General features: G+C 61.9%; 20 protein-coding genes. 8 read left to right on the top strand and 12 right to left on the bottom strand.

Going from position 1 to position 22,297, the window contains the following annotated elements:
• Positions 1-45: 45 nt before the first annotated feature.
• Complete coding sequence (locus tag BVG79_RS07080) at positions 46-993, bottom strand: glucokinase (protein ID WP_085786272.1); 948 nt, start codon at positions 991-993, stop codon at positions 46-48.
• On the bottom strand, positions 990-2,099 hold the full coding sequence (locus tag BVG79_RS07075) for a Ppx/GppA phosphatase family protein (protein ID WP_085786271.1): 1,110 nt from the start codon (positions 2,097-2,099) through the stop codon (positions 990-992). The genes BVG79_RS07080 and BVG79_RS07075 overlap by 4 nt, the downstream gene beginning before the upstream one ends.
• Before the next feature lie 187 nt (positions 2,100-2,286).
• Here BVG79_RS07075 and BVG79_RS07070 point away from each other — a divergent pair, with 187 nt between their 5' ends.
• Positions 2,287-3,021 (top strand): RlmE family RNA methyltransferase, encoded by a 735-nt coding sequence (locus tag BVG79_RS07070; RefSeq protein ID WP_085786270.1) that lies wholly within the window; start codon positions 2,287-2,289, stop codon positions 3,019-3,021.
• 44 nt (positions 3,022-3,065) lie between these two features.
• Here the strand turns inward: BVG79_RS07070 and BVG79_RS07065 are convergent, their stop codons facing one another.
• The 4 genes from BVG79_RS07065 to BVG79_RS07050 all read right to left on the bottom strand — a co-directional run bounded on the left by BVG79_RS07065 (position 3,066) and on the right by BVG79_RS07050 (position 8,294).
• Positions 3,066-4,700 carry an ABC transporter ATP-binding protein gene (locus BVG79_RS07065; RefSeq protein ID WP_085786269.1) on the bottom strand — a complete coding sequence of 545 codons (1,635 nt, stop codon included), beginning with the start codon at positions 4,698-4,700 and terminating at the stop codon, positions 3,066-3,068.
• Positions 4,697-5,632, bottom strand: a complete 936-nt coding sequence (locus BVG79_RS07060; RefSeq protein ID WP_085786268.1) for an ABC transporter permease — start codon at positions 5,630-5,632, stop codon at positions 4,697-4,699. Before BVG79_RS07060 ends, BVG79_RS07065 begins: the two co-directional genes overlap by 4 nt.
• 1 nt (position 5,633) lies before the next feature.
• The gene (locus tag BVG79_RS07055) at positions 5,634-6,617 is read right to left on the bottom strand and encodes an ABC transporter permease (protein ID WP_085786267.1); all 984 of its coding nucleotides are present in this window, start codon (positions 6,615-6,617) and stop codon (positions 5,634-5,636) included.
• Between the two features lie 96 nt (positions 6,618-6,713).
• Complete coding sequence (locus tag BVG79_RS07050) at positions 6,714-8,294, bottom strand: ABC transporter substrate-binding protein (RefSeq protein WP_085786266.1); 1,581 nt, start codon at positions 8,292-8,294, stop codon at positions 6,714-6,716.
• A 338-nt stretch (positions 8,295-8,632) separates the two neighbouring features.
• On the opposite strand from BVG79_RS07050, the gene BVG79_RS07045 reads away from it, so the two are divergent.
• The 3 genes from BVG79_RS07045 to dusA all read left to right on the top strand — a co-directional run bounded on the left by BVG79_RS07045 (position 8,633) and on the right by dusA (position 14,123).
• Positions 8,633-9,907, top strand: coding sequence for an efflux RND transporter periplasmic adaptor subunit (locus tag BVG79_RS07045; RefSeq protein WP_085786265.1), 1,275 nt, complete (start codon positions 8,633-8,635; stop codon positions 9,905-9,907).
• Positions 9,908-9,909: 2 nt separating this feature from the next.
• The gene (locus tag BVG79_RS07040) at positions 9,910-13,023 is read left to right on the top strand and encodes an efflux RND transporter permease subunit (RefSeq protein WP_085786264.1); all 3,114 of its coding nucleotides are present in this window, start codon (positions 9,910-9,912) and stop codon (positions 13,021-13,023) included.
• A 95-nt stretch (positions 13,024-13,118) separates the two neighbouring features.
• Entirely contained in the window at positions 13,119-14,123 is a 1,005-nt protein-coding gene (dusA, locus tag BVG79_RS07035) for a tRNA dihydrouridine(20/20a) synthase DusA (protein WP_085786263.1), read from the top strand.
• Here the strand turns inward: dusA and ruvX are convergent.
• Both ruvX and ccmI read right to left on the bottom strand, forming a co-directional pair.
• The gene (gene ruvX / locus BVG79_RS07030; protein WP_085786262.1) at positions 14,112-14,582 is read right to left on the bottom strand and encodes a Holliday junction resolvase RuvX; all 471 of its coding nucleotides are present in this window, start codon (positions 14,580-14,582) and stop codon (positions 14,112-14,114) included. The genes dusA and ruvX overlap by 12 nt on opposite strands.
• Positions 14,579-15,784 carry a c-type cytochrome biogenesis protein CcmI gene (gene ccmI / locus BVG79_RS07025; protein WP_085786261.1) on the bottom strand — a complete coding sequence of 402 codons (1,206 nt, stop codon included), beginning with the start codon at positions 15,782-15,784 and terminating at the stop codon, positions 14,579-14,581. Before ccmI ends, ruvX begins: the two co-directional genes overlap by 4 nt.
• A gap of 170 nt (positions 15,785-15,954) precedes the next feature.
• Between ccmI and BVG79_RS13535 the strand changes: the two genes are divergently transcribed.
• Positions 15,955-16,140, top strand: a complete 186-nt coding sequence (locus tag BVG79_RS13535) for a hypothetical protein (protein ID WP_157115648.1) — start codon at positions 15,955-15,957, stop codon at positions 16,138-16,140.
• A gap of 65 nt (positions 16,141-16,205) precedes the next feature.
• Here BVG79_RS13535 and guaA read toward each other — a convergent pair whose 3' ends face one another.
• Both guaA and BVG79_RS07010 read right to left on the bottom strand, forming a co-directional pair.
• Positions 16,206-17,762, bottom strand: coding sequence for a glutamine-hydrolyzing GMP synthase (gene guaA, locus BVG79_RS07015; protein WP_085786259.1), 1,557 nt, complete (start codon positions 17,760-17,762; stop codon positions 16,206-16,208).
• Between the two features lie 9 nt (positions 17,763-17,771).
• Positions 17,772-18,128 (bottom strand): DUF6477 family protein, encoded by a 357-nt coding sequence (locus BVG79_RS07010; RefSeq protein ID WP_085786258.1) that lies wholly within the window; start codon positions 18,126-18,128, stop codon positions 17,772-17,774.
• A gap of 230 nt (positions 18,129-18,358) precedes the next feature.
• Here BVG79_RS07010 and BVG79_RS07005 point away from each other — a divergent pair, with 230 nt between their 5' ends.
• Positions 18,359-19,444: a DUF6456 domain-containing protein gene (locus BVG79_RS07005; RefSeq protein ID WP_236951326.1), complete on the top strand. Its 1,086-nt coding sequence runs from the start codon at positions 18,359-18,361 to the stop codon at positions 19,442-19,444.
• 177 nt (positions 19,445-19,621) lie between these two features.
• On the opposite strand, the gene hpt is transcribed toward BVG79_RS07005, so the two are convergent.
• Positions 19,622-20,167: a hypoxanthine phosphoribosyltransferase gene (hpt, locus tag BVG79_RS07000; RefSeq protein WP_085786256.1), complete on the bottom strand. Its 546-nt coding sequence runs from the start codon at positions 20,165-20,167 to the stop codon at positions 19,622-19,624.
• 180 nt (positions 20,168-20,347) lie between these two features.
• Here hpt and BVG79_RS06995 point away from each other — a divergent pair, with 180 nt between their 5' ends.
• On the top strand, positions 20,348-20,797 hold the full coding sequence (locus tag BVG79_RS06995) for a type II toxin-antitoxin system RatA family toxin (RefSeq protein WP_085786255.1): 450 nt from the start codon (positions 20,348-20,350) through the stop codon (positions 20,795-20,797).
• Between the two features lie 6 nt (positions 20,798-20,803).
• Here the strand turns inward: BVG79_RS06995 and BVG79_RS06990 are convergent, their stop codons facing one another.
• A complete protein-coding gene (locus BVG79_RS06990) occupies positions 20,804-21,430 on the bottom strand; it encodes a thiamine phosphate synthase (protein WP_085786254.1) in 627 nt (208 codons plus the stop codon).
• Positions 21,431-21,556: 126 nt separating this feature from the next.
• Between BVG79_RS06990 and BVG79_RS06985 the strand changes: the two genes are divergently transcribed.
• The gene (locus BVG79_RS06985; protein ID WP_085786253.1) at positions 21,557-22,294 is read left to right on the top strand and encodes an RNA methyltransferase; all 738 of its coding nucleotides are present in this window, start codon (positions 21,557-21,559) and stop codon (positions 22,292-22,294) included.
• Positions 22,295-22,297 lie beyond the last annotated feature (3 nt).

The raw sequence follows: 22,297 nt of genomic DNA, 5'->3' as shown, positions 1-22,297 counted from the left end.
GTCGTACCGTGTTTCGCACTTGTGACGCGGGCAGGGGGCTGCCCCTTAGCCGTTGGCCAAGTGGGCAGCGCAGCCTTGCAGGGCCGCGAAATCATCACCGATGACATAAAGGGGGAACGCCGCCATGACGGGGCTGATCTTTCCTTTGTTCGCAAAAGCTTGCGTGAAGATGGCGTTATAGTGGGGCTTCGTCAGCCAAGGGGTCATTGCGCTGGCAAAACCGCCCGTCAAGTAGATGCCGCCGCGGGGCAGGAAGGTCAGGGCCAGATCGCCGACAACGCCGCCCATCAGCGCGACAACGGTTTCCATCGTCAGCACGGCTTTTTCGTCGCCAGCCTCGACCAACTCCAGCAGGTCGGGGGCGGTCAGCGCCTCGCCATGCAGGGCGTTGTGGACTTTGACGAAGCCGGTGCCGGACAGGGCGTCTTCGACCTGCGCCTGCCCAAGGTTGGCAAGCATCCAGTCAACAACGCGGCGGCCGTTTTCAGTGTTGGCGGGCAGGTTGACGTGGCCAGCCTCGGCGGGTGGCACAAAAGCGCCCTGCGCCGTCGGGAAAACGGCAGCGGCGTTCATGCCCGTGCCCATGCCGATCACCAATCGCGCGCCATTTTTGGTCGGGGTAACGTCGATGATCGCTGTCAGATCGGCCGAATCAAGGCCCGCCAGCGCGTGCCCTTGTGCCTGCAAGTCATTGATCAACAAACAACGTCCGGCGCTGGTAAAGGCCGCGATTTCCGGCGCGCGGATCGTCCACGACAGGTTGGTCATAGCGCCGGTGTCACCGTCGATCGGCCCTGCCAAGGCAAGACAGGCCCGTGTGGGTCGGCCATCGGGCAGCACCGCGGCCAGATACTCTTGCAAGATATCGGGCAGCTGGCGCCCCTCGTTCGCAAAGCGGCGCACCGTATCGTGCTGCACGCGCCCCGCACTAGCCAGCGCCAAGCGCGTATTCGTTCCGCCGATGTCGGCAACCAAGGAAAGTTCAGGCGTCATTTGGGCTCCAACATCAGGCCGTCAGCGCTCATTTGAGCGTAGAGTAGCCCCTCGCGCAAGCCGCGATCAGCAACCGAGAGGCGCTCGGTTGGCCAAAGCCGCAGCATGGTTTGCAGTATGGCTGCGCCCGACATGATAAGGGCATGGCGGTCGCGGCCGATTCTGGGGTCTGTGCGCCGCCCTTCGGGGCCAAGCGTCAGATAATCGCGGATCACGGAATCAATCTGTGACGAGGTCATTTGCAGCCCGTCGACCTTGGTACGGTCGTAGCGCTTTAACCCAAGGTGGCTGGCGGCAACCGTGGTAACCGTGCCGGATGTGCCGATAATTTGGAAGCCTTCTTGCGGCTGTTGCTGGGTCGATGGGGCAAAAGCGGCCAGGTGTTCTTCGAAATACCAGCTCATCAACGCGAATCGGGCAGCATCGTCCTCGACGTCCTGAAACTGCTCGCGCAGCGTCGCAACGCCCAAGGGAACCGAGATCCAGTCGACGACCTTGGCGACGGGCTTATCGGTTCCCGTCGGGCGGAAGCCTGCATGCAGCCGCATGATCGCGCGCGAGCGTTCGCGTTCGGGCACGTCGGTCAGATCCAGCCAGACAAGCTCGGTCGAGCCGCCGCCGATGTCGACGACCAGCACTTGCTCCGCCTTGGGCGAGACCAATGGTGCACATGAGATTACGGCAAGGCGGGCTTCTTCCTCGGGGCTAATTATATCCAGCTGCAGGCCGGTTTCGCGCTTTACCTGCGCGATGAAGGACCGCCCGTTGCTGGCGCGCCGGCAGGCTTCGGTCGCGACAAGCCGCATGTGCTTGACGCCGTGACGCACCAGTTTTTGCTTGCAGACGTGCAAAGCCGCAATCGTGCGTTGCATGGCAGCGCGCGACAGTTTGCCGGTGCTTTCCAAACCCTGTCCCAACTGGACAGATTTTGAAAAGCTATCAACCACCTGCAACTGATTACCCCTTGGTTGGGCGATCAGCATTCGACAGCTATTGGTGCCCAGATCCAACGCGGCATAAAGCCTGGAGCGGGCATGGTTCTTCTGCGCGGGCGACTCGACCGCCTTGGGGAATGCGCCCGCGCGTTGGGGACGCCTGGGCGGCATTTTCCCGCCCTCCTTTATCAAGTTAGGTCAGAAGTTAAGAACCCTTTGCACATTTCGCAAGGCACCATAGGGTTGCGGTGCAGGAATTCCGTCGTCGCCCTTGGGTCAATCGCTTGCGTTTCCATGGCGGCAGGGGATAAAAGCACGACTTCGCCGCACCTGTCGCGCCAGATCTGAAGGATACCCCATGAGCAAGTCCCCTACGCCGAAATCGGGCGCCAAATCGGGCAATACCTCGGGCCGGGGTCAGCGCGATTTGACGGTCAAGGTCAAGACCGCCAAGGGGCGCAAGCTGTCATCGACGAAGTGGCTGGAACGGCAGCTGAACGACCCCTATGTCGTGCGCGCCAAAGCCGACGGTTACCGTGGGCGTGCGGCCTACAAAATCATGGAACTGGATGACAAATTCGGCTTCCTGAAGCCAGGCGCCCGTGTAGTTGACCTTGGCTGCGCGCCGGGCGGCTGGCTTCAGGTGGCCGTGCCGCGCATCAATTCGCTGGGCGAGCGGCCGAACAAGCCTATCGGCCGCATCATCGGCCTTGACCTGCAAGAGGTCGTCCCCGTTCCGGGGGCCGAGCTGCGGCAGATGGATTTTCTGGCTGATGATGCCGATGCGCAGGTCAAGGAATGGCTGGGCGGCGAGGCTGATGTCGTCATGTCGGACATGGCCGCCGCATCGTCGGGCCACAAGCAGACCGACCACCTGCGTATTATCGCGCTGTGCGAGGCTGCCGCCTATTTGGCTTTCGACATCCTCTCGCCCGGCGGTACGTTTATTTGCAAGGTTTTGGCTGGCGGGGCCGAAGGTGATCTGCAGAAAATCCTGAAACAGAAATTCACCAAGGTCGAAAACGTGAAGCCACCGTCGTCGCGGTCGGATAGTTCGGAAAAGTTCGTCGTCGCGACGGGCTTTCGGGGATAAAAAAAGGCCGGGGATTCCCCCGGCCTTTCCTTTTGCGCATATGCCTAGGCTACTGCCGCCAAATCCGGCACGGCATCCAGCAGCATCTTGGTATAGTCAGCCTGCGGGTTGTCGAAGATCTGATCGACTGGCCCGCTTTCAACCAACACACCGCGGTGCAGAACGCCGACATCCAGCGCCATCTGGCGGATGACAGCCAGATTGTGGCTGATCAGCAGATAGGTCAGGCCGTATTCTTCTTGCAGGCGTGCCATCAAATCCAGCACCTGGGCCTGCACCGAGACGTCGAGCGCCGATGTCGGCTCGTCGCAGACGATGAACGCCGGCTGGCTGGACAGTGCCCGGGCGATGGCGATCCGCTGGCGTTGCCCGCCCGAGAACTCGTGCGGGAACTTTTCCATCGCCGACGGATCAAGGCGCACTTCGCGCAGCAGCCCCGCGACGCGGTCGGTCACCTCGGACCCGCCCGATGCAAGCCCGAGGGCCTTCAGCGGTTCGGCGATGATGTCCTTGACCCGCCAGCGCGGATTGAGGCTGGCATAAGGGTCTTGGAAGATCATCTGCACGTTACGGCGGCGCTGTTCGGCGCCTTCTCGATCGGCCCAGACGTCTTTGCCCCCGACCAACACGCGGCCCGCCGTCGGGCGGATCAGCCCGGCGATCATCCGCGCGCAAGTTGACTTGCCCGAGCCCGATTCGCCGACCAACCCATAGGTTTTGCCTTTGGGGATGCTGAAGCTGACATCGTTGACCGCACGAAACACCGATGGCGACTTGCCCAGCATGCGTGCGATCAGCCCGCCGCCTGCATTGAAATCGCAGACCAGATTTTCAACCTGCACATGCGTTTCAGGCCGCGCGACCACAGCCGCTTGCGTCACCACCCCGCGCCGGATCGTCGGAATCGAGGCAATCAGCTTCTGCGTGTAATCCGCCTGCGGATTGCGGATGATCTGGCCGACGGGGCCTGTCTCGACAACCTCGCCTTGGTTCATCACCATCACGCGGTCGGCGATCTGGGCGATGACGCCCATATCGTGCGTGATCAGCATGATGGCCGTGCCGCGCCGTGCACACAGGTCTTTCAAAACCTGAATGATCTGCGCCTGCACCGACACATCCAGCGCCGATGTGGGCTCGTCCGCGATGACCAGTTCGGGTTCGGCCGCGATGGCGAGGGCTATGACCACACGTTGGCGCATGCCGCCCGAAAACTGGTGCGGATAGGCGTCAATCCGGCCGGCGGCGTCGGGAATCCCCGCCTCGGTCAACAGGGAAATGGCCCGCTCGCGCGCTTTTTCGGCGGTCAGATCCATGTGCTGGCGGATCGTCTCGACCAACTGGTCACCTATGGTGAACAGCGGGTTCAGCGACGTCAGCGGGTCTTGGGTGACAAGGCCGATGCGCTTGCCGCGCAGCGTGGCCATCTCGGCCTCGGGCAGGTTGTCGATACGGGTGCCCGACAAATACACCGCGCCGCCGGTGATGCGCCCGGGCGGTTCGATCAGTTGGATGACAGCGGCGCCCGTCATCGACTTGCCCGCGCCAGACTCGCCCACAACGCCCAGAACTTCGCCCGCGGCGATTTCAAAGCTGACGCCCCGCAGCGGGCGGAAGTTGCCGCGCCGAAGTGGAAAGTCCACCACCAGATTTTCGACTTTCAGAACAGGAGGGGTCATTTACGCAACCTCGGGTTCAGGGCATCGCGCAGCCAGTCGCCAAGAATGTTGACCGAAAGCGCAAGCAGGACAAGCGTGAGGGCGGGGAAGGCCAGGATCCACCACTCGCCCGAGAACATGAATTCGCGGCCGATGCGGATCAGCGTGCCAAGGCTGGGTTGTGTTGCCGGAATTCCGACGCCCAGGAATGACAGGGTAGCTTCCTCGATGATGGCCAGCGCAAGGCTGATGGTGCCGATCACCAGCACCGGCCCCATCACGTTCGGCAGGACATGCTGCACGATAATGGCCAGCGGGTTACGCCCCAGCAGGCGCGCGGCGTTGACGTAGTCTTTTTGGCTTTCGACCATGGTCGACCCGCGCACCGTACGCGCGAATTGTGCCCAGTTCGATAACCCGATGGCCAGAATCAGCACCCAGACGGCCATAGCATTGCGTTGGCTGGCGGGCAGGATGCCTTGGGCGACACCAAAGATCAGCAGCGCGATCAGGATGGCAGGGAACGACAGTTGCACATCGGCGATACGCATGATGACGGCATCGACTGCGCCGCCGCGATAGCCCGCGATCAGGCCCAGTGTGATGCCAATCAGCATTGCAAGGCCGGTGGCCATGAACCCGACGAACAGCGACACGCGCGACCCGTAAAACAGCGTCGACAGGATATCGCGGCCTTGGTTATCGGTGCCAAGCAGATAGGTGTTGCCGGAAAAGCCTTGGCCGCCCGGCGGGGTGAAGCCATCCATCAGGTTGTTCGAGGACGGGTTGAAGGGGGTGTAAGGGGCGATCCACGGCGCGAATACGGCCATTGCGATCAGCGCGAAGGCGACAATCGCCGCGACGATCACCACTGGCGAGCGGCGGAACGACCACCAGATATCGCTGTTGAAAAACCGCTGTAGGCGGGTCGGGTTGGTTTGGGTTTCGCTCATCTTACGCCCCCGCACGTGCGCTGATCCGTAGGCGTGGATCAACCAGATAATACAGAATATCGACGGCCAGATTGATCACGACGAAGACCAACGCGATGAACATCAGGTAGGCGGCCATCACAGGTACATCGACCGTCGCAACCGAATTGATGAACAGCGATCCGACCCCCGGCCATTGAAAGACCGACTCGGTGACCACCGAAAACGCGATGATAGACCCCAGCTGCAGACCCGTGATGGTGATCACCGGCACCAGCGTGTTTTTCAGCGCGTGACGGAAGTTGATGACGCGTTCGGGCAAGCCGCGGGCGCGTGCAAAACGGATGTAGTCTTGGCGCAGCACTTCCAGCATCTCGGATCGCACAAGCCGCATGATCAGCGTCATTTGGAACAGCGACAGCGTGATCGCGGGTAAAATCAGCGACCGCAGGCCCGATTGCGTCAAGAACCCGGTGCGCCACCACGGGGTAACCTCGACCGTCTCGCCCCGTCCGAACGAGGGGAGCCATTGCAATTCGACTGCGAAAAGGTTCATCAGCCCCGTGCCGATCAGGAACGTCGGCAGCGACACCCCCACCAGCGACAGCGACATGATTAACCCCGCCCAGAACGAGCGGCGCTTGAGCGCGGTGAAAATGCCAAGGCCGACCCCGATGACAAGTGCCAGCACGACCGAGACGAACGCAAGTTCCAGCGTTGCCGGCAGCCTTTCAAAGATCAGCTGTGTGACCGGCAGTTGCAGCCGGTAGGAAATTCCGAAATTGCCCTGAAGCGCATTGGTGACGAAGGTCCAGAACTGGACGTAGAACGGGTCATTCAGGCCCAAGGATTGCCGAAGCCGCTCCATATCCTCGATCCGGGTGTCTTGGCCCACCATCGAGGCCACAGGATCGCCAACATAGCGGAAGATCATGAAGGAGATCAGCGAGACCGCCAGCATGACCACCACAGACTGCGCAAGTCGGCGCAGAACGAAAACCAACATGTGGTGAAACTTTCTTGATCTGGTGGCTTACCGCGCAAGGGGTAAGCCGAGAAAGGCCCGCCGTATCACTACAGCAGGCCCGGCGGGATCAGCCGATTATTCCGACAGCGTCACACTGTGCATCAGCACGGTGTTTTCGGGGTGGACGGGGATCTCGAGGTTGCCGCGCGAGGCATAGGCCAGCACCTGATTGTGGATCGGCAGCAGCATACGTTCTGCTTGCACGATGTCCCAGATGGCGGCGATGGTCGCGTTGCGTTTGTCCAGATCGACTTCGGTGCCAAGGGTTTCGATCATGGCATCGACTTCGGGGTTCGAATAGAGGCCGCCGTTATAGGCGCCGTACGACCCTTCTTTCGTGTGGATCAGGTCGTTGAAGTTGTATTCCGAATCGAAGGTCGGAACACCCCAGCCCAGCAGGTAGAAGTCGGTCTCGTTCGCGGTGATCAGCGGCGAGTGCTGCGCGACGGGGCGCGATGCCAGCGTCGCTTGGATGCCGATTTGCCCCAGGAAGTTGACCATGGCCAACGAAATAGCTTCGTCGTTGACATAGCGGTTGTTGGGCGTGTCCAGCGTAACGGTGAAGCCGTCTGGGTAGCCCGCCTCGGTCATCAGCTCGCGGGCGCGGGCGACGTCGGGTGCGGGGTAGGCGTCCAGTTCTTCGGTCCAGCCGTTCACGAACGGCGGTACGACGATGCCGGTCGGAACCGACTGGCCGCGCATGACAACGCGTTGGATCGCGTCGCGGTCAACCGCCAGGTGGATCGCCTCGCGCACCAGCGGGTTTGCAAACGGGTTCGCATCGGTCACATTCGACGACTTCAGCGGCGCATCATCCATGCGATAGGCAAAATAGATGCTGCGGTTTTCAGGGCCGGTGGTGACGTTGATGCCATCGCTGGACTGCAACCGTTCGATGTCTTGCACCGGAACGTCCTGCACGAAATCAACCTCGCCCGACAGCAGCGCGGCAATACGCGTCGCGTTTTCGGTGATGGGCAGGTAGATGATTTCGTCGATCTGCGGCTTCTCGGCCCAGTGGCCATCGAAGGCGACAAGGCGCGAGCGCACATCGGGGTCGCGCTCGACCAGCGTGTAGGGGCCTGTGCCGTTGGTGTTGCGCACGGCATAGTTTTCTTCGCCGGCGGCAAAATCCTGCACCTCGACGACGTTGTTCGCCTCGGACCAGTCTTTGTCCATGATGAACGTGTTGGTCAGGTTGTTGGGATAAAGCGGCGAGGGGCCAGTCATGTGCACTTCGACCGTGTGGTCGTCAACGGCGACAACCTCGGCGATGCCGACGTGCAGCTGGCGCATGTTCGATTTTTCCGAACGGGCACGGTCCAGCGAGAAGACGACGTCTTCGGCGGTGAACGGGTTGCCGTCATGGAAAACCACGCCTTCGCGCAGCTTGAAGACCCAAACGTTGGGGTCGTCTTCCTTGATATTCCATTCGGTGGCGAGACGGGGCACCAGCGCGCCGTCGATCCCGCGATCGACAAGCGTCTCGTAGATGTGGTGCGCAAAATTGTGGGTGACACCCTGATTTTGCGAATGCGGGTCGAGGGTCAGAGCGTCGCTGGAGCGTGCCCAACGGATGGTTTCTGCCGAGGCACCCGTGACCAGCATTGTGCTGGCAAGCAGTGCGGCCGTGATGCGCAGAAAGGTCTTTGACATAGGTCGTCTCCGATCTTGGTGTGTATCTTACCCGCTCCGGACTACAAAACGTTGGCTGTCGTAAAACAATTACTGGAAATGACGTACGGGTTGGCTGGGTGCGACAAACTTGCACGTTGCATGCCGTTTTCTCAACTCTTCTGCACGAAAAACGGCGGTTTTTTTCAAAAGGTAAAACTTTTTGCGAAATTTCAGCAACAAAGCCCTGATTTATTGCATCTCTTAACTAGGGTGTTCGTAATAACTCTCGGATATTTCGCGCGCTTACCGTAATTATGCATGCAAACGACACGATGGCGCGAGCCCCGCGCAGCCGCACGTTTTACAAGAGGTCACGTATGGCGAACACTCAAGGCACCGAATCGTCCGCCAAGCCTGCGACAACACCGACACCCGCCGCCGATATGGCCAAGCCCGAATGGGCCATGTCGCGGCGCGAATTCGAAAACGCGCGTCGCGCGCGCGAAGGGCTGCCGCCCAAGCGGCGCAAATGGCCATGGATTGTTCTGGGCATTGTGGTGTTGGCCGGTGGCGGCGCGATTGTCTACCAACAGCGCACCGCCGCTGCGGACGCGCAGCAAGCCGCCGCCGCTACACAAGCCGTGCCAGCCGATGCCCCCCGCCTGCAGGTGAATGCCGCCGAAAATGTCGTAATGGCACCCACGCTGTTGCAGCGGCAGGTCAAGGTTACGGGTGCGGTGGCGCCGGCCAATAGCGTCGCCTTTTCCAGCGAGGCCAGCGGCGTCGTCGAAAGCGTCTCCGTGCGCGTTGGCGATCAGGTGAAGGCTGGTGATGTGCTGGTGCAGGTCAATGTCGAGGCGCTGACGCTGCAGCTTAATCTGGCGCGCTCGAACGCGGATGCCACGCGGGTGCAACTGGAACTGGCCGAGGCGCAACTGGCGCGCGTGCAGGAACTGGTTGGGCGCGGGGTTTCGACCAACTCCACGCTGGACGAGACGCGCACCAACGTCGAGGCGCAGCGCGCGAACCTGTCGGCGATGCAAGACCAGATCCGCTCGGCCGAATTGAGCTTGTCGAAAGCGACCCTGCGCGCGCCGTTCGATGGCGTCGTGTCCGAACGCAATACAGACCCTGGGGCCTTCGTGTCGATTGGCAGCCAGCTGCTGACCATCGTCGATATGTCGCGCATGGAAATGCAGGCCAACGCCGCCGTCACAGATAGCGTGCAGCTGGCCGTAGGCCAAAAGGCGACCATCACCGTCGACGGCATCGCGGGCCGCACATTCGAAGGGGTGGTCGAACGTATCAGCCCTGTTGCAACTACCGGCAGCCGCACGATTCCGGTCAGCATTATGATTGATAACGCCGACGGCTTCCTGCGCGGCGGCATGTTCGCCATTGGTCAGGTTGTCACACAAGAGGAAGCCGATGCGCTGGTGCTGCCGGTCGGCGCCATCCGGACCGAGGGGGGCACGAACTACGTGCTGGTGGTCGTTGACGACAAAGTCGAACGTCGCGATGTGACGCTGAACACCGACTGGTCGCGTGAACAGGTGCAAGTGTTGACCGGCCTTGCGGCGGGTGACCGTGTGATTTCGCTGCCGCTGTCGGGCTTGGCCGCGGGCGACCTTGTCACCTTCGTCGAGGATTAAGCATGTTTCTGACACGCATCAGCGTCAATCAGCCCGTCTTCGCCGCGATGGTGATGATCGGGATCATGGTCCTCGGGGCTTTTTCGTTCAACCGCTTGGCGGTCGAGCAATTCCCCGACATCGACTTCCCTGTTGTCGCGACCGTGGTGACCTATCAGGGCGCATCACCCGAAGCGGTCGAGAGTGACCTCATCAAGCCGATCGAGGATGCGGTGAATACCATCGCGGGGATCGACACGATTGAGTCCATCGCGCAAACCTCGCGCGCGATGGTCATTATGACCTTCAATCTGGATGTGCAAAGCAGCGACGCCGTGCAAGACGTGCGCGAAAAGCTTAGCCAGATTTCGGCGAACTTCCCCGATGCGGCAAACGATCCGGTGATTTTGCGGTTCGATCCATCGGCTATGGCACTGATTTCACTTGCTATCAGCTCGGATGACATGGCCCCCGAGGACCTGACCCAACTCGCCGAAGATACTATCGTGCCGCGCTTGTCGATGATCAACGGCGTGGGTAGTGCGTCGGTGGTGGGCGGACTGGACCGGCAGGTGAACATCTCGCTCGACCCCGACCGGATGAACGCTTTCGGTGTCACCGCGACCGAGGTTCTGTCGGCCGTCCGCGCCGAGAACGTCGATATTTCGGCGGGTGAGTTCGACGATGGCGTCGAGGTGCAATCGGTTCAGATCGAAGGCAAGATCGCGCGCGCACAGGACTTTATGGACATTATCGTCGCGCGGCGCGGCGGCCAGCCCGTGCGGCTGGGCGAGGTGGCCCATGTCGATCTGGGCACGGCCGAGGTGTCGTCGTTGGCGCTGCTGGATGGGCAGACGGCGCTTGCGATTGATGTGGTGAAGCAGCAGGGCGCCAATACCGTAGGCGTCGCCGAGGATATCCGCCACACCGTCGCCCAGTTGATGGAACGTGACCTGCCCGACAATGTGCGGGTCGAGGTGGTGGTCGACGGTTCGACATCGGTCGAAGAAAGCTACCACACTGTCCGCGACATGATTATCGAAGGGGCGGTTCTAGCGACGTTGATCGTGTTCCTATTCCTCAATTCGTGGCGATCGACGGTTATTACGGGGCTGACGCTGCCGATCTCGTTGATCGGGACGATGACGGCGCTGCTGGCGCTGGGCTTTACGCTGAACGTGATGACGCTGATGGCGCTGTCGTTGGCGGTCGGGTTGTTGATCGACGATGCTATCGTGGTGCGCGAAAACATCATGCGCCACCTGCACATGGGCAAATCGCATATTCAGGCGGCCCTCGACGGGACGAACGAAATCGGCTTGGCGGTTCTGGCCACCACGCTGTCGATCGTCGCGGTGTTTCTGCCCGTCGCCTTCATGGAAGGGATCATGGGGCGATTCTTCCTGCAGTTCGGCGTCACCGTCGCGATTTCGGTTATGATTTCGATGTTCGTGGCCTTTACACTCGACCCGATGTTGTCGTCGATCTGGTATGATCCGGCTGCCGATAAAAACACCAAAAAAGGCCCAGTTTGGCGCACAATCAACCATTTTGACCGCTTTTTCGAGGCGCTGTCGCATGGCTACCGTAGCGTGCTGCGCGGCGCGCTGCGCCACCGCTATACCACGCTGCTGCTCGCGCTGCTGGCGCTCGTTGGGTCGTTCGCGCTGCTGCCGCGCGTGGGTGCCGAATTTGCGCCTGCGGGCGACAACGGCGAATTCACGGTGACGTTGGAGACGCCCGCCGGATCGTCGTTGGATTATACCGCGCTGAAAATTCGTCAGGCGAACGACATCCTGCACAGCTTCCCGCAGATCGAGCGGACGTATGCGACCGTCGCCTCGGGCAGTTCGGTTGATGGTACCACGACAGCGACGATCAATGTCAGTATGGTCGACAAAGACCAACGCAGTATCACGCCCACCGAAATCACCTTGCCCGTCCGCGATGCATTGCGCGCGCTGCCGGGGGTGGATGTGAAAGTCATGGCCGCCAGCGGCATGGGCATGAACCAGGCCCCCATACAGGTGCGCATTCAGGGCGAGTCGCTGGATGTTCTGGGCCAGATCAGCAGCGAACTTGTAGGCAAGCTGCAGCAGATTGAGGGGCTGGCCGATGTAAACTCAAGCATGTCGATTGCGCAGCCGGTGATCGGCGTGCGGGTGAACCGCGATGCGGCCAGTGATTTGGGGCTTTCGATGTCGTCGATCGGCGCGGCGCTGCAGCCGATGATGGCCGGGGCCGATGTCGGGGACTGGAACGATAGCGACGACAACAGCTACGCCGTTTATGTACAACTGCCGCGTGCCGTGCGGACGAATCCCGCCGAACTGGGCAAGCTGCCTGTGGGGGCAGGTAGCGACGGCACGCTGATCCGGCTGGATCAGGTGGCCGACATCACCGAATCCCTCGGCGCATCGGAAATCAACCGGTACAACCAGATGCGCACGGTTCTGGTCGAAGCCAACCTTGCGGGCGAGGGGTTCAGCACCGCTATGCAGGCCACCCAAGCCGCTATCGACAGCCTGAACCTGCCGACGGGCTACCGCGCGTCGATGGGCGGCGAGGCTGAAGATTTGGGCGATGCCGGATCGTCGGCGATGCAGGCGCTGCTGCTGGCCGTGATCGCAATCTATCTGGTGTTGGCGTCGCAATTCGGCAGCCTGCTGCAACCCTTCGCGATCATGATGGCGCTGCCCTTGTCGCTGATTGGGGTGATTGTGGGGTTGTTGATTGGCGGGTCGACGCTGAATATCTATTCGGCGATCGGGTTCATCATGTTGATGGGGCTGGTGGTGAAGAACGCCATCTTGCTGGTCGATAACGCCAACCAACACGTGCGCGGCGGCATGAACCTGTATGATGCGCTGATCGAGGCGGGCTTTACGCGGTTCCGCCCGATCATCATGACCACGCTTGCGATGATCTTCGGTATGCTGCCAATGGCGCTGAACATTCAGGGCGGATCGGGGCAGAACGCACCCATGGCGCATGCCGTGATCGGGGGACTGATTTCCTCGACCATTCTTACGCTGGTGGTGGTGCCCGTGGTGCTGACGTTTATCGACACATTTGGTAAATGGGCACGCAAGTTCTTCCCGACTGCCCCCGACCACGGGGCCGAGGCAGGCCACTAAACCCAAAGGCCCCGCACATCGCGGGGCCTTTCGCGTCTCGTCATCTGGCATCCTTTGCGCTATAGCGCGGCCAACCCCCGTTAGATGAGCCCCCGATGTCCCCGACCGCCCCGCAGACCGTTACCGAGAAAAGCCGCCTCTCCGTCGCGCCGATGCTGGACTGGACGGATAGCGCCTGCCGTGTGTTTCACCGCCAGTTCAGCAAAAACACGTTGCTGTATACCGAGATGGTGACGGCGCCGGCGATTGTTCACGGAATGCGCACGCGGCTGCTGGATTTTCGCGCGGCTGAACACCCTGTCGCGCTGCAGCTTGGCGGCTCGGACCCCGCGCAACTGCGCGAGGCTGTGCGCATCGCGGCCCCGTGGGGGTATGATGAGATTAATTTGAACTGCGGTTGCCCGTCCGACCGCGTGCAGTCGGGTAGCTTCGGCGCTGTGCTGATGCGCCAGCCTGATCTGGTCGCGGCCTGCGTGTCCGAGATGATGGCGGCGAGCCCCGTTGAGGTAACGGTGAAATGCCGCATCGGGGTGGACGATCAGGATCCGCAGGAGGTTTTGCCCGCGTTTTTGGAAAAGATCGCTGCCGCCGGTGTGCGCCGAGTCACTATCCATGCGCGCAAGGCGTGGCTGCAGGGGCTGTCGCCCAAAGAAAACCGCGATGTGCCGCCGTTGGATTATGATCTGGTCTTCGCCATGAAAGCGGCGTTTCCGCAGTTGCACATCAGCTTGAATGGTGGGGTTAAATCACTGGCCGCAGCGCGTGAATTACTGGATCGTGGGCTTGACGGTGTCATGATCGGCCGCGCCGCTTACCATGAACCGGCCGACATCTTGGGTGCGGCCGATGCGACGATTTGGGGGGCTGGCACCACGACGACCGCCGAAGACGCCGTCGTTGCGATGTTCCCCATCATCGAAGATCACATTCAGCAGGGCGGGCGGCTTCACCAGATTACGCGGCATATGCTGGGGGCGTTTGCAGGGCGCCCCGGCGCGCGTCACTGGCGGCGGATTCTGTCCGAGGAAGGCACGCGCGATGATGCGGGCGTTGCCACGGTCGAACGGGCGCTGGCCGCCGTCATCAGCTTAGCGGCTTAGATATTCCAGCCGGTCCAGCGCGCCTTGCAAGATAATCCCTGCGGCGACGTGGTCGATCACCTCGTCGCGGCGCTTGCGCGATGTGTCGGCCTCTAGCAGCGCGCGCTCGGCGGCGACGGTCGACAGGCGCTCGTCCCAATAGGTGATGGGCAGGTCCGTCAGCCGCGACAGGTTGCGGGCGAAGGCGCGGGTCGACTGCGCGCGCGGCCCCTCTGATCCGTCCATATTCAGCGGCAAGCCCAAGACGATTCCGGCGATATTACGGGCGGCGACGATTTCCAACAGCCGCGCCACATCCAGTGTAAACTTCTTGCGTTTGATCGTCTCGAGCGGAGAGGCAACGCGCCGCATCCCGTCTGACACGGCGACACCAATCGTGACGGTGCCCAAGTCGAGCCCGCAGATCGCGCGCGTGGTGGGCAATGCCGCGGCAAAATCCTCAACGGTGTCGCAGATCACGGCAGCTGGCCAACCGGAGCTTCGCCCGCCTCTTCAATGATGGCCACAGCGTCGGGGTCGTCGGTGAACGTGCGGCGGGCTTCTGCCACGATGTTCGCTGCTTGCTGCGTGCGGCCAAGCGTGCGCAAGGCGCGCACCAGCTGTGCCCATTCGTCAGGCGGGCCACCCGCGTTAGCAAGGCGCTGCCCCAGCGAATCCACCATGTTTTCAATGGCGACGCGCTGCTGTTCGGGCGACATGGCCATAATGTCGGCGGCTGTGGGGGCGACCAGTTCGGGCGGGGTGTAGCGCACGCCTGCCAGTTCGGCGACCATGGGCAACTGGCTGCGCATTTGTTCGGTGTAGGCGCTTGGCAGCGGGTTGCCCTCAATATAGGCGCGCCAAGCCGCGAACGTCAGGTCCGCGCGGCCAACATCGACATCGACCAGACCTTGATAGAAAATCGGGCCAGGTTGGTCAGGGTTGCTGGCCAGCATGCTGGTGACCATATCGCGCACCTCTGCCGAGGCGTGGCCGCCGGCTGCAGAAATCATGGTTTCCAGCAGCGCCAGACGGTCATCCAGCGTCGCATCGCCGCCCTTGACCTCGATGATTTTTTCCATCGCATCTGCGGCTTGCGCGAAGGCACCCAAGCGATATTGGAACAGCGCAAGGATTTGCCAGTTTTCGACAACATCGGGGTTGTCTTGCGCGGCGGCCAGCAGGTTGGCCTGCAGCGTTTCATAGTTTGCAGGCGCATCGGCGGGGGCCACAAATGCGGGGGCCTCAGATTCTAGCGTGGCTTGGCTGGGCAAGTTCGCGCGCAGATCCTCGGCGGCGTTGATGCGCGTGGCGAAGGGTTGATCGCCACGGTCGGGGCTGCCGATATCGAAATAGACCAGTGCGGTGCCACCCAGCAGCACGGCAAGCGTCGCCACCGCCGCGATGGCGTTTGCACTGCGCGGGGCGCTGCCGATGGGGCGCGCGCGGGCGACGTCAGCGGCGAGAATACGGCGAGAAATCTCGGTCCGGGTGCGTTCAGCCTCTTCGGGAAGCAGCGTGCCTCGGGCCAGATCGCGGTCGACTTCGGACAGTTGCTGGCGATAGATCGTGATGTCTTCCGCATCGCTGTGGGCTGCGCCCGGGACACGGCGCAGCAGGGGCGCGACCATTCCTGCGGTGACAATCAGCACCATCAGCAGTGCAACGATCCAGAACATCATGACTTGGCCTCCAAATGCCGGGCTTGCCCCTCTCTAACGGCCCGGGGGGCTTAGCGAAAGGGTTGTTGCGGCAGATCGCGCTGTCGGGGTTCACAATCGGTCGATTGACAGTGTGGGGCGGGGCCGCGACAATCGGCACTAAGGCTCATGATTTGGAAGAGGGGACGCCGATGTCCGAACCGACCTACAGCCCGCCGGCACCGCGCACTGCTGGATGGGGGGCGATTGCACTGCTGTCCATCGCGGTCGCTGTTGCTGTTGCGCTGCTTTACACGGTAGTGATGCCTGCACAGATGACTCGCCCGCCCGCAGTTGAGGCCGCCGAAAGTATCACGCCGACCCCACCGCAGCCCTAAGAAGGCAGGCTTGCAGTAGATTACAAAAAAAAAGCCGCGCAGAGTGACCCTGCGCGGCTTTTTGTTTATTCCCACTCGATCGTGCCGGGGGGCTTCGACGTGATGTCGTATGTGACGCGGTTGATGCCCTGCACTTCGTTGATGATGCGGGTCGCCGTCTCGCCCAAGAATTCGTGCGTGTAGGGGTAGTAGTCGGCGGTCATGCCGTCGACAGATGTCACCGCGCGCAGCGCGCAGGCGTAGTCGTATGTGCGGCCATCGCCCATGACCCCGACCGTACGCACCGGCAGGATCGCAACGAATGCTTGCCAGATTTCGTCGTACAGGCCGTGCTTGCGGATTTGGTCCAGATAGACCGCATCGGCATTGCGCAGGATTTCCAGCTTTTCGCGGGTCACTTCGCCGGGGCAGCGAATCGCAAGGCCGGGGCCGGGGAAGGGATGGCGGCGGATGAACTGCTCGGGCAGGCCCAACTCGCGTCCCAGCGCGCGGACCTCGTCCTTGAACAGCTCGCGCAGGGGCTCGACCAGTTTCAGGCCCATCTTTTCCGGCAAACCGCCCACGTTGTGGTGCGATTTGATCGTCACCGACGGCCCGCCCGAGAAGCTGACCGATTCGATCACGTCGGGGTAGAGGGTGCCTTGGGCGAGGAATTCGGCGCCGTCGATTTGCGCGGCGTATTTATCGAAGACCTCGATAAACAGGCGGCCGATCGTTTTACGCTTCACCTCGGGGTCGGTCACGCCTTCCAGCGCGCCGAGGAACAGGTCGCTTTCGTCAGCCGCGATTAGGTTGAGGTTGTAGCTTTCGCGGAACATCCGCGTGACTTCCTCGGCCTCGTTTTTGCGCAGCAGCCCGGTGTCGACAAAGACGCAGGTCAGCTGGTCGCCGATCGCCTCGTTAATCAAAATAGCCGTGACCGAACTGTCGACGCCGCCCGAAAGCGCGCAGATGACCTGCTTGTCGCCAACCTGTTCGCGGATCTGCTGGATCGCTTGCTCGCGGTAGCCGGCCATCGTCCAATCGCCGGTAAAGCCTGCAAGGCGCACGAAGTTTTCGTACAGCTTTGCGCCCTTGGGGGTGTGGTGCACCTCGGGGTGGAACTGCACGGCGTAGAAGTTGCGCGCGACATCGCCGGTAATGGCGAAGGGTGCATTCGGCGATGTGCCGTAAACCTTGAAGCCCGGGGCGATCTGGCTGACGTGGTCGCCGTGGCTCATCCAGACTTGTTCGTTGCCGTCGGCAAACCAGCCGTCAAGGATCGACAACTGGTCGGCCGCGGGCGTCACAAAGGCACGACCGAATTCGGCGGTGCCGTGGCCACGTTCAACCTTGCCGCCCAGCTGGGTCATCATGGTTTGCTGGCCATAGCAGATGCCCAGCACAGGCACGCCAAAGCCCCAGAGGCTTTCCGGCGCGCGGGGGCTACCGTCGCGCGTCACGCTGTCGGGCCCGCCCGACAGGATCACCGCTTTGGGTGCAAAGTCCTGCAGGAACTGGTCGGTGACGTTCTGGTAGGGGTGAATTTCGCAGTAGACATTCAACTCGCGCAGGCGGCGCGCGATCAGCTGCGTCACCTGGCTGCCAAAGTCGATGATGAGGAGGCGATCATGATGTGTCATGGGCTGGCTTTAGGCCGCATCCGGTTGCCTTTCAAGGGCTGTTTGGGCCGCTGCCGCGTGTAGATCTGCGGTAAGTTGACCTGCCTCGGCCACCAGCGCCGACAAAAGGGCAACATGGGCCGAAATCACATAGGTCGCATCGCCCTGCCGGCGAGCGGTATTCGCGGCGTCCTCCATCTCGATCAGCGCCGCGAGTGCGACGGCGGGGGGTGGCGGTGTCATGCGGTGCAGCAAGCGGGGCAGGTGGGTTGCGCGGCAGTAATCCTCGCGGCCAAAGCGGGCGGCGCTGGCCAAAAGGGCGGGGCGGCGCAGCGCGGCGACGCGTGTCAGCAGCGGGTGGCGGGGGGCGGGTGTGGTGTCTAACATGGGGATTCCTGGGGATAGCGGGTTTCAAGTTGCCCCCAAGATGCCATGATGCAGCTGCCGTTGCGGGATGGCGCAATGCAACGTCCGATTGTGTAGCTAGTCTTTAGAATTTGGAAATAATTATATGATCCAGTGCCTTCTATTAACCAATAGGTAACCAATTCTCCTCTTGGTTGTGGTGAAGGCCTGCAGTGAACAGGTTTCGCAACGCCGGACGGAAGGGTAACGCGATGGGCAGTATCGAAATGCAACGCCACGCAGAGCATGGCCATGAGGACGAGGCCGTCTGGCCTCTGTGGCTGCCCACTGCGGCGCGGCATTATCTGGCACATACCGAGGACGGCAAACCCATCCGCGAAATCGCCCGCGAGGCGCAGGTGCACCCCTCGACCATTCTGCGTCAGATCCGCAAGGTCGAGATGGAGCGCGACGACCCGCTGATCGACACAGCGCTGCGCAGCCTCGCGCGCGACCCCGCAGCCGTTGCGGCGGGGTTGGTGCGTAAGACGCGCGCGGCCCCCCCTAAAACGCGCGCCGCGGCCGCCGAGGGCAGCTTTCACGATGCTGAAACCATGCGGATTTTGAACCGTATGGCGGAATCAGGCGTGGCGCTGGCGCTGGCCGCCGAGATGGAGAAAGGCATTCTGGTGCGCGAGAGTGCGGCAGGCCAATCGCCCACACGCATTGCCGTGGTGCCGCGCGCGGTGGCTGAACGGTTGGTGCTGCAAAACTGGATTACCAGTGACGCCCCCGCCGCGCGCGTCGCGCGCTATCGTATTTCGACCACGGGGAAGGCGCATTTGCGGCAGTTGAAGGCTGCGGGACGCGCGCCTTTGCCCGAACTGGAGGACGGTGCCCCGCGCCTGAGCCACTTTCGCAGCGTCATGGGGGCAAGCCCGCTGGCTGCACTGGGACGTCGGAAAGACTATGACGGAAATCCATATCTTTCCAAAGATTTGATAAGCATAGGTGAGAGATTGCGTGAAGATTTTGAGCTGGCGAATATGGGCCCCGGCGGCGCGCAGGATTGGGCGCGTTTCTTGACAGGGCCCGCCGACAGCCGTGTGTTTGCCGCAGGCGGGCCTATTGCGGCCATCGACGCACGCCGCCGCTTGACGGCCGCACTGCGCGCGCTGGGGCCGGGCCTGGGCGATGTGGCGCTGCAATGTTGCTGCCATCTTGAAGGGATCGAGGTGATCGAGCGCCGCAACGGATGGGCTGCACGGTCAGGAAAAGTCGTGCTGAAAATCGCGTTGGAGCGGCTGGCCGCGCATTATCGCGACGCGTTCGGGGCGTTCGCCCCGAAAGTCGGCTGACTACCGGATGGGGGGTAGTCGCATCGATTGGGGTTTACTGTCAGCCCCCAACACATGCGCCACCAGCGCGATGGCCAGGCAGATTGCGATTACGATAAAAACGAATCGCACCTGCTTCGCGCTGGGCGGGTTTTGCGCCCAGCGTTTCGCACGCATCAGCCATCGCATGTCCATGGATCACTCCTCGAGGAAACGCACCTTGCCAATATAGGGCAGATTACGGTTGCGTTGTGCAAAATCGATCCCGTAGCCGACAACAAATTCGTCGGGGATCGAAAAACCGATCCAATCGGCGTGAAAATCAGCCTCACGGCGCGAGGGCTTGTCGAGCAGCGCGATAGTGCGCAGGCGGCGGGGGCCGCGTTCGTTCAAAATCCGCGTGACATAGTGCAGCGTGTGACCGGTATCGACAATATCTTCGACCAGCAGCACGTCACGGCCCTCAATCTTCCCGCGCAAGTCCTTGAGAATACGTACCTCGCGCGAGCTTTCCATCGCATCGCCATAGGACGATGCCTCGATGAAATCGACCTCGATCGGCAGTTCAATCTCGCGGACGAGGTCGGCGATGAAAACAAACGATCCGCGCAGCAGCCCCACCACAACCAGCTTGTCAGTGTCGGCAAATTCGGTTGCAATCGTGCGCGCCAGTTCCTCGATCCGGGCGGCAATCGCTTTGGCCGAGATCATCTGGTCAATGACATAGGGTTTGAGCGCGGTCATATGGGCGATCCTTTGGGGGATGTGGCTAAGGCAGGGGGCTTATCGCGCCGTGGGTGCAGGTTTGGCAAGGGCTTTGGGCGCGTCAGCGGGCAAGTTGCGGGTTGAACTTGCGGCCACTTTGCCCCAGACGGTTTGCGATGTGATCGCGTATCCACCAAGTATTGGTAAGTCGGACAGAAAATGACCAGCCACCACGAAACGCGCCAGCTGCCCTATAATGGGCGTCAGGTTTACGATCTGGTTGCCGATGTGGCGGCCTATGGCCAGTTCTTGCCGTGGGTCGCAGGCGCGCGCGTGCGCAAGGTGGACGATATGGGCGACCATCAGGTGATGCTGGCCGATCTGATCGTCTCGTTCAAACTGTTCCGCGAAAAGTTCGGCAGCCGCGTCGTGCTGTGGCCCGATGATCTGCGCATTGACACCAGCTATATCGACGGGCCGTTCGAGCATATGGAAAGCCGCTGGCAGTTCCGCGATACCGATGCGGGATGCGAGGTTAGCTTTGATGTCGATTTTGCTTTTCGCAACAAGCTGTTGCAAGGCGCGGCTGGCCTGTTTTTTCACGAGGCGATGCGCCAGATCGTTGCCGCATTCGAACGCCGCGCCGCCGATCTTTACGGCGCGGCCTGATCGTCGTTAGCTGCGGGCCGCGGCCAGTAGGGCCAAGGCTTCTGCCGGGGCTTCGGCTTCCCAGATCTCGGCACCGATGCCGAAAAAGTCTGTGTGCGGGGTCAGTTGGCGCACCAGTTCGGGCGTCAGGCCGCCTTCGGCGACAACCGGAACCTCGACCATTTCGCTCCACCACTGGAACAGCTCTAGCGTGGCGTGGGTGCCGGTGCCCAGCAGGCTGTTGCCCACCGGCCCGAGGCTGACATAGTCGGCCCCCATCTCGCCTGCAGTCAGCCCGTCGTGGCGCGATGCGCCGCAGAACGCGCCAACGATGGCGTCTTCGCCCAAATCGCGCCGCATTTTGTGAACAGATCGCGCCGAATCCGTCAGGTGCACGCCATCCAGCCCCAGCCGTTCGACCAGTAGCGCGTGGTTTTCGATCACCAGCGCGATGTCGCGATCATGGGTCACTTGCCGCAGCGCGTCGGCGGCGCGTTGGATCGTGTCTTCGTCTTGCGATGCAAGGGCAAGGCGCACGCAGGCGGTTTCGACCCGATCAAGGCAACCGGCCAGCAGGGCGGGGAACACATCAAGGTCAAAGGCCGGCGGCGAGATCAGGTAGATCTGCGGCAGATCATCAGCGGTATCGGTCATGGCGGGTCTCATCAACTTAAGTTGCTGCAGGCTATAGCGCGGAACGGGGCGCACGGCCAGTGGTTGCGCTTGTCTTGTGGGGACGGGGGGGCTAAGGGCTTCGCAAAACAACGCTTGGACGCCCGCATGCCCACTGGAACGCCTCAACCCGCCTTTGTTTTGATCCGCCCGCAAATGGGCGAGAATATCGGCGCGGCCGCGCGGGCGATGTGGAATTTCGGCCTCGACCGGATGCGTGTCATCGCGCCGCGCGATGGCTGGCCGAATGAAAAGGCGGTTGCCATGGCATCGGGCGCGGGGCGCCTGCTGGACGAGGCGCAGCTGTACGACACGACCGCCGATGCGCTGGCGGACTGCACATTTGTGTACGCCACCACCGCGCGCCCGCGCGGCCTGACGAAACCCGTCATGTCGCCCGAGGCCGCCTTGGCCGACGCCGCCGCCCGCACCGCGCGGGGCGAGAAAGTCGCCATCATGTTCGGCCCCGAGCGTGCCGGCATGGAAAACGACGACATCGCCCGCGCGAACGTGATTATCACGGTGCCGGTGAACCCCGATTTTCCCTCGCTCAATCTGGCGCAATGCGTGCTGCTGAGCGCCTATGAGTGGCGCCGCGCGACCGAGGCCGTTGCGGCCGAGCGGATCGAGATGGCCGGCGCCGAATGGGCGACCACCGGCGATGTCGAAGCCCTTGCTACGCATTTCGAGCAAGAACTGGATCAAGCTGGTTTCTTCTTCCCCGACCACAAGGCGGCGAGCATGAAACTGAACCTGCGCAACCTTTGGAGTCGTATGCCCTTCACACGTGCCGATGTGGCTACGTTGCATGGCATGCTACGCCAATTATTGCGCCCGCGCGGCTAAGCT

This window comes from Ketogulonicigenium robustum (genome assembly GCF_002117445.1).
Lineage (GTDB): Bacteria > Pseudomonadota > Alphaproteobacteria > Rhodobacterales > Rhodobacteraceae > Ketogulonicigenium > Ketogulonicigenium robustum.
The sequence above is the reverse complement of the archived record's forward strand: the minus strand, read 5'-3'. Positions and strand labels throughout refer to the sequence as shown.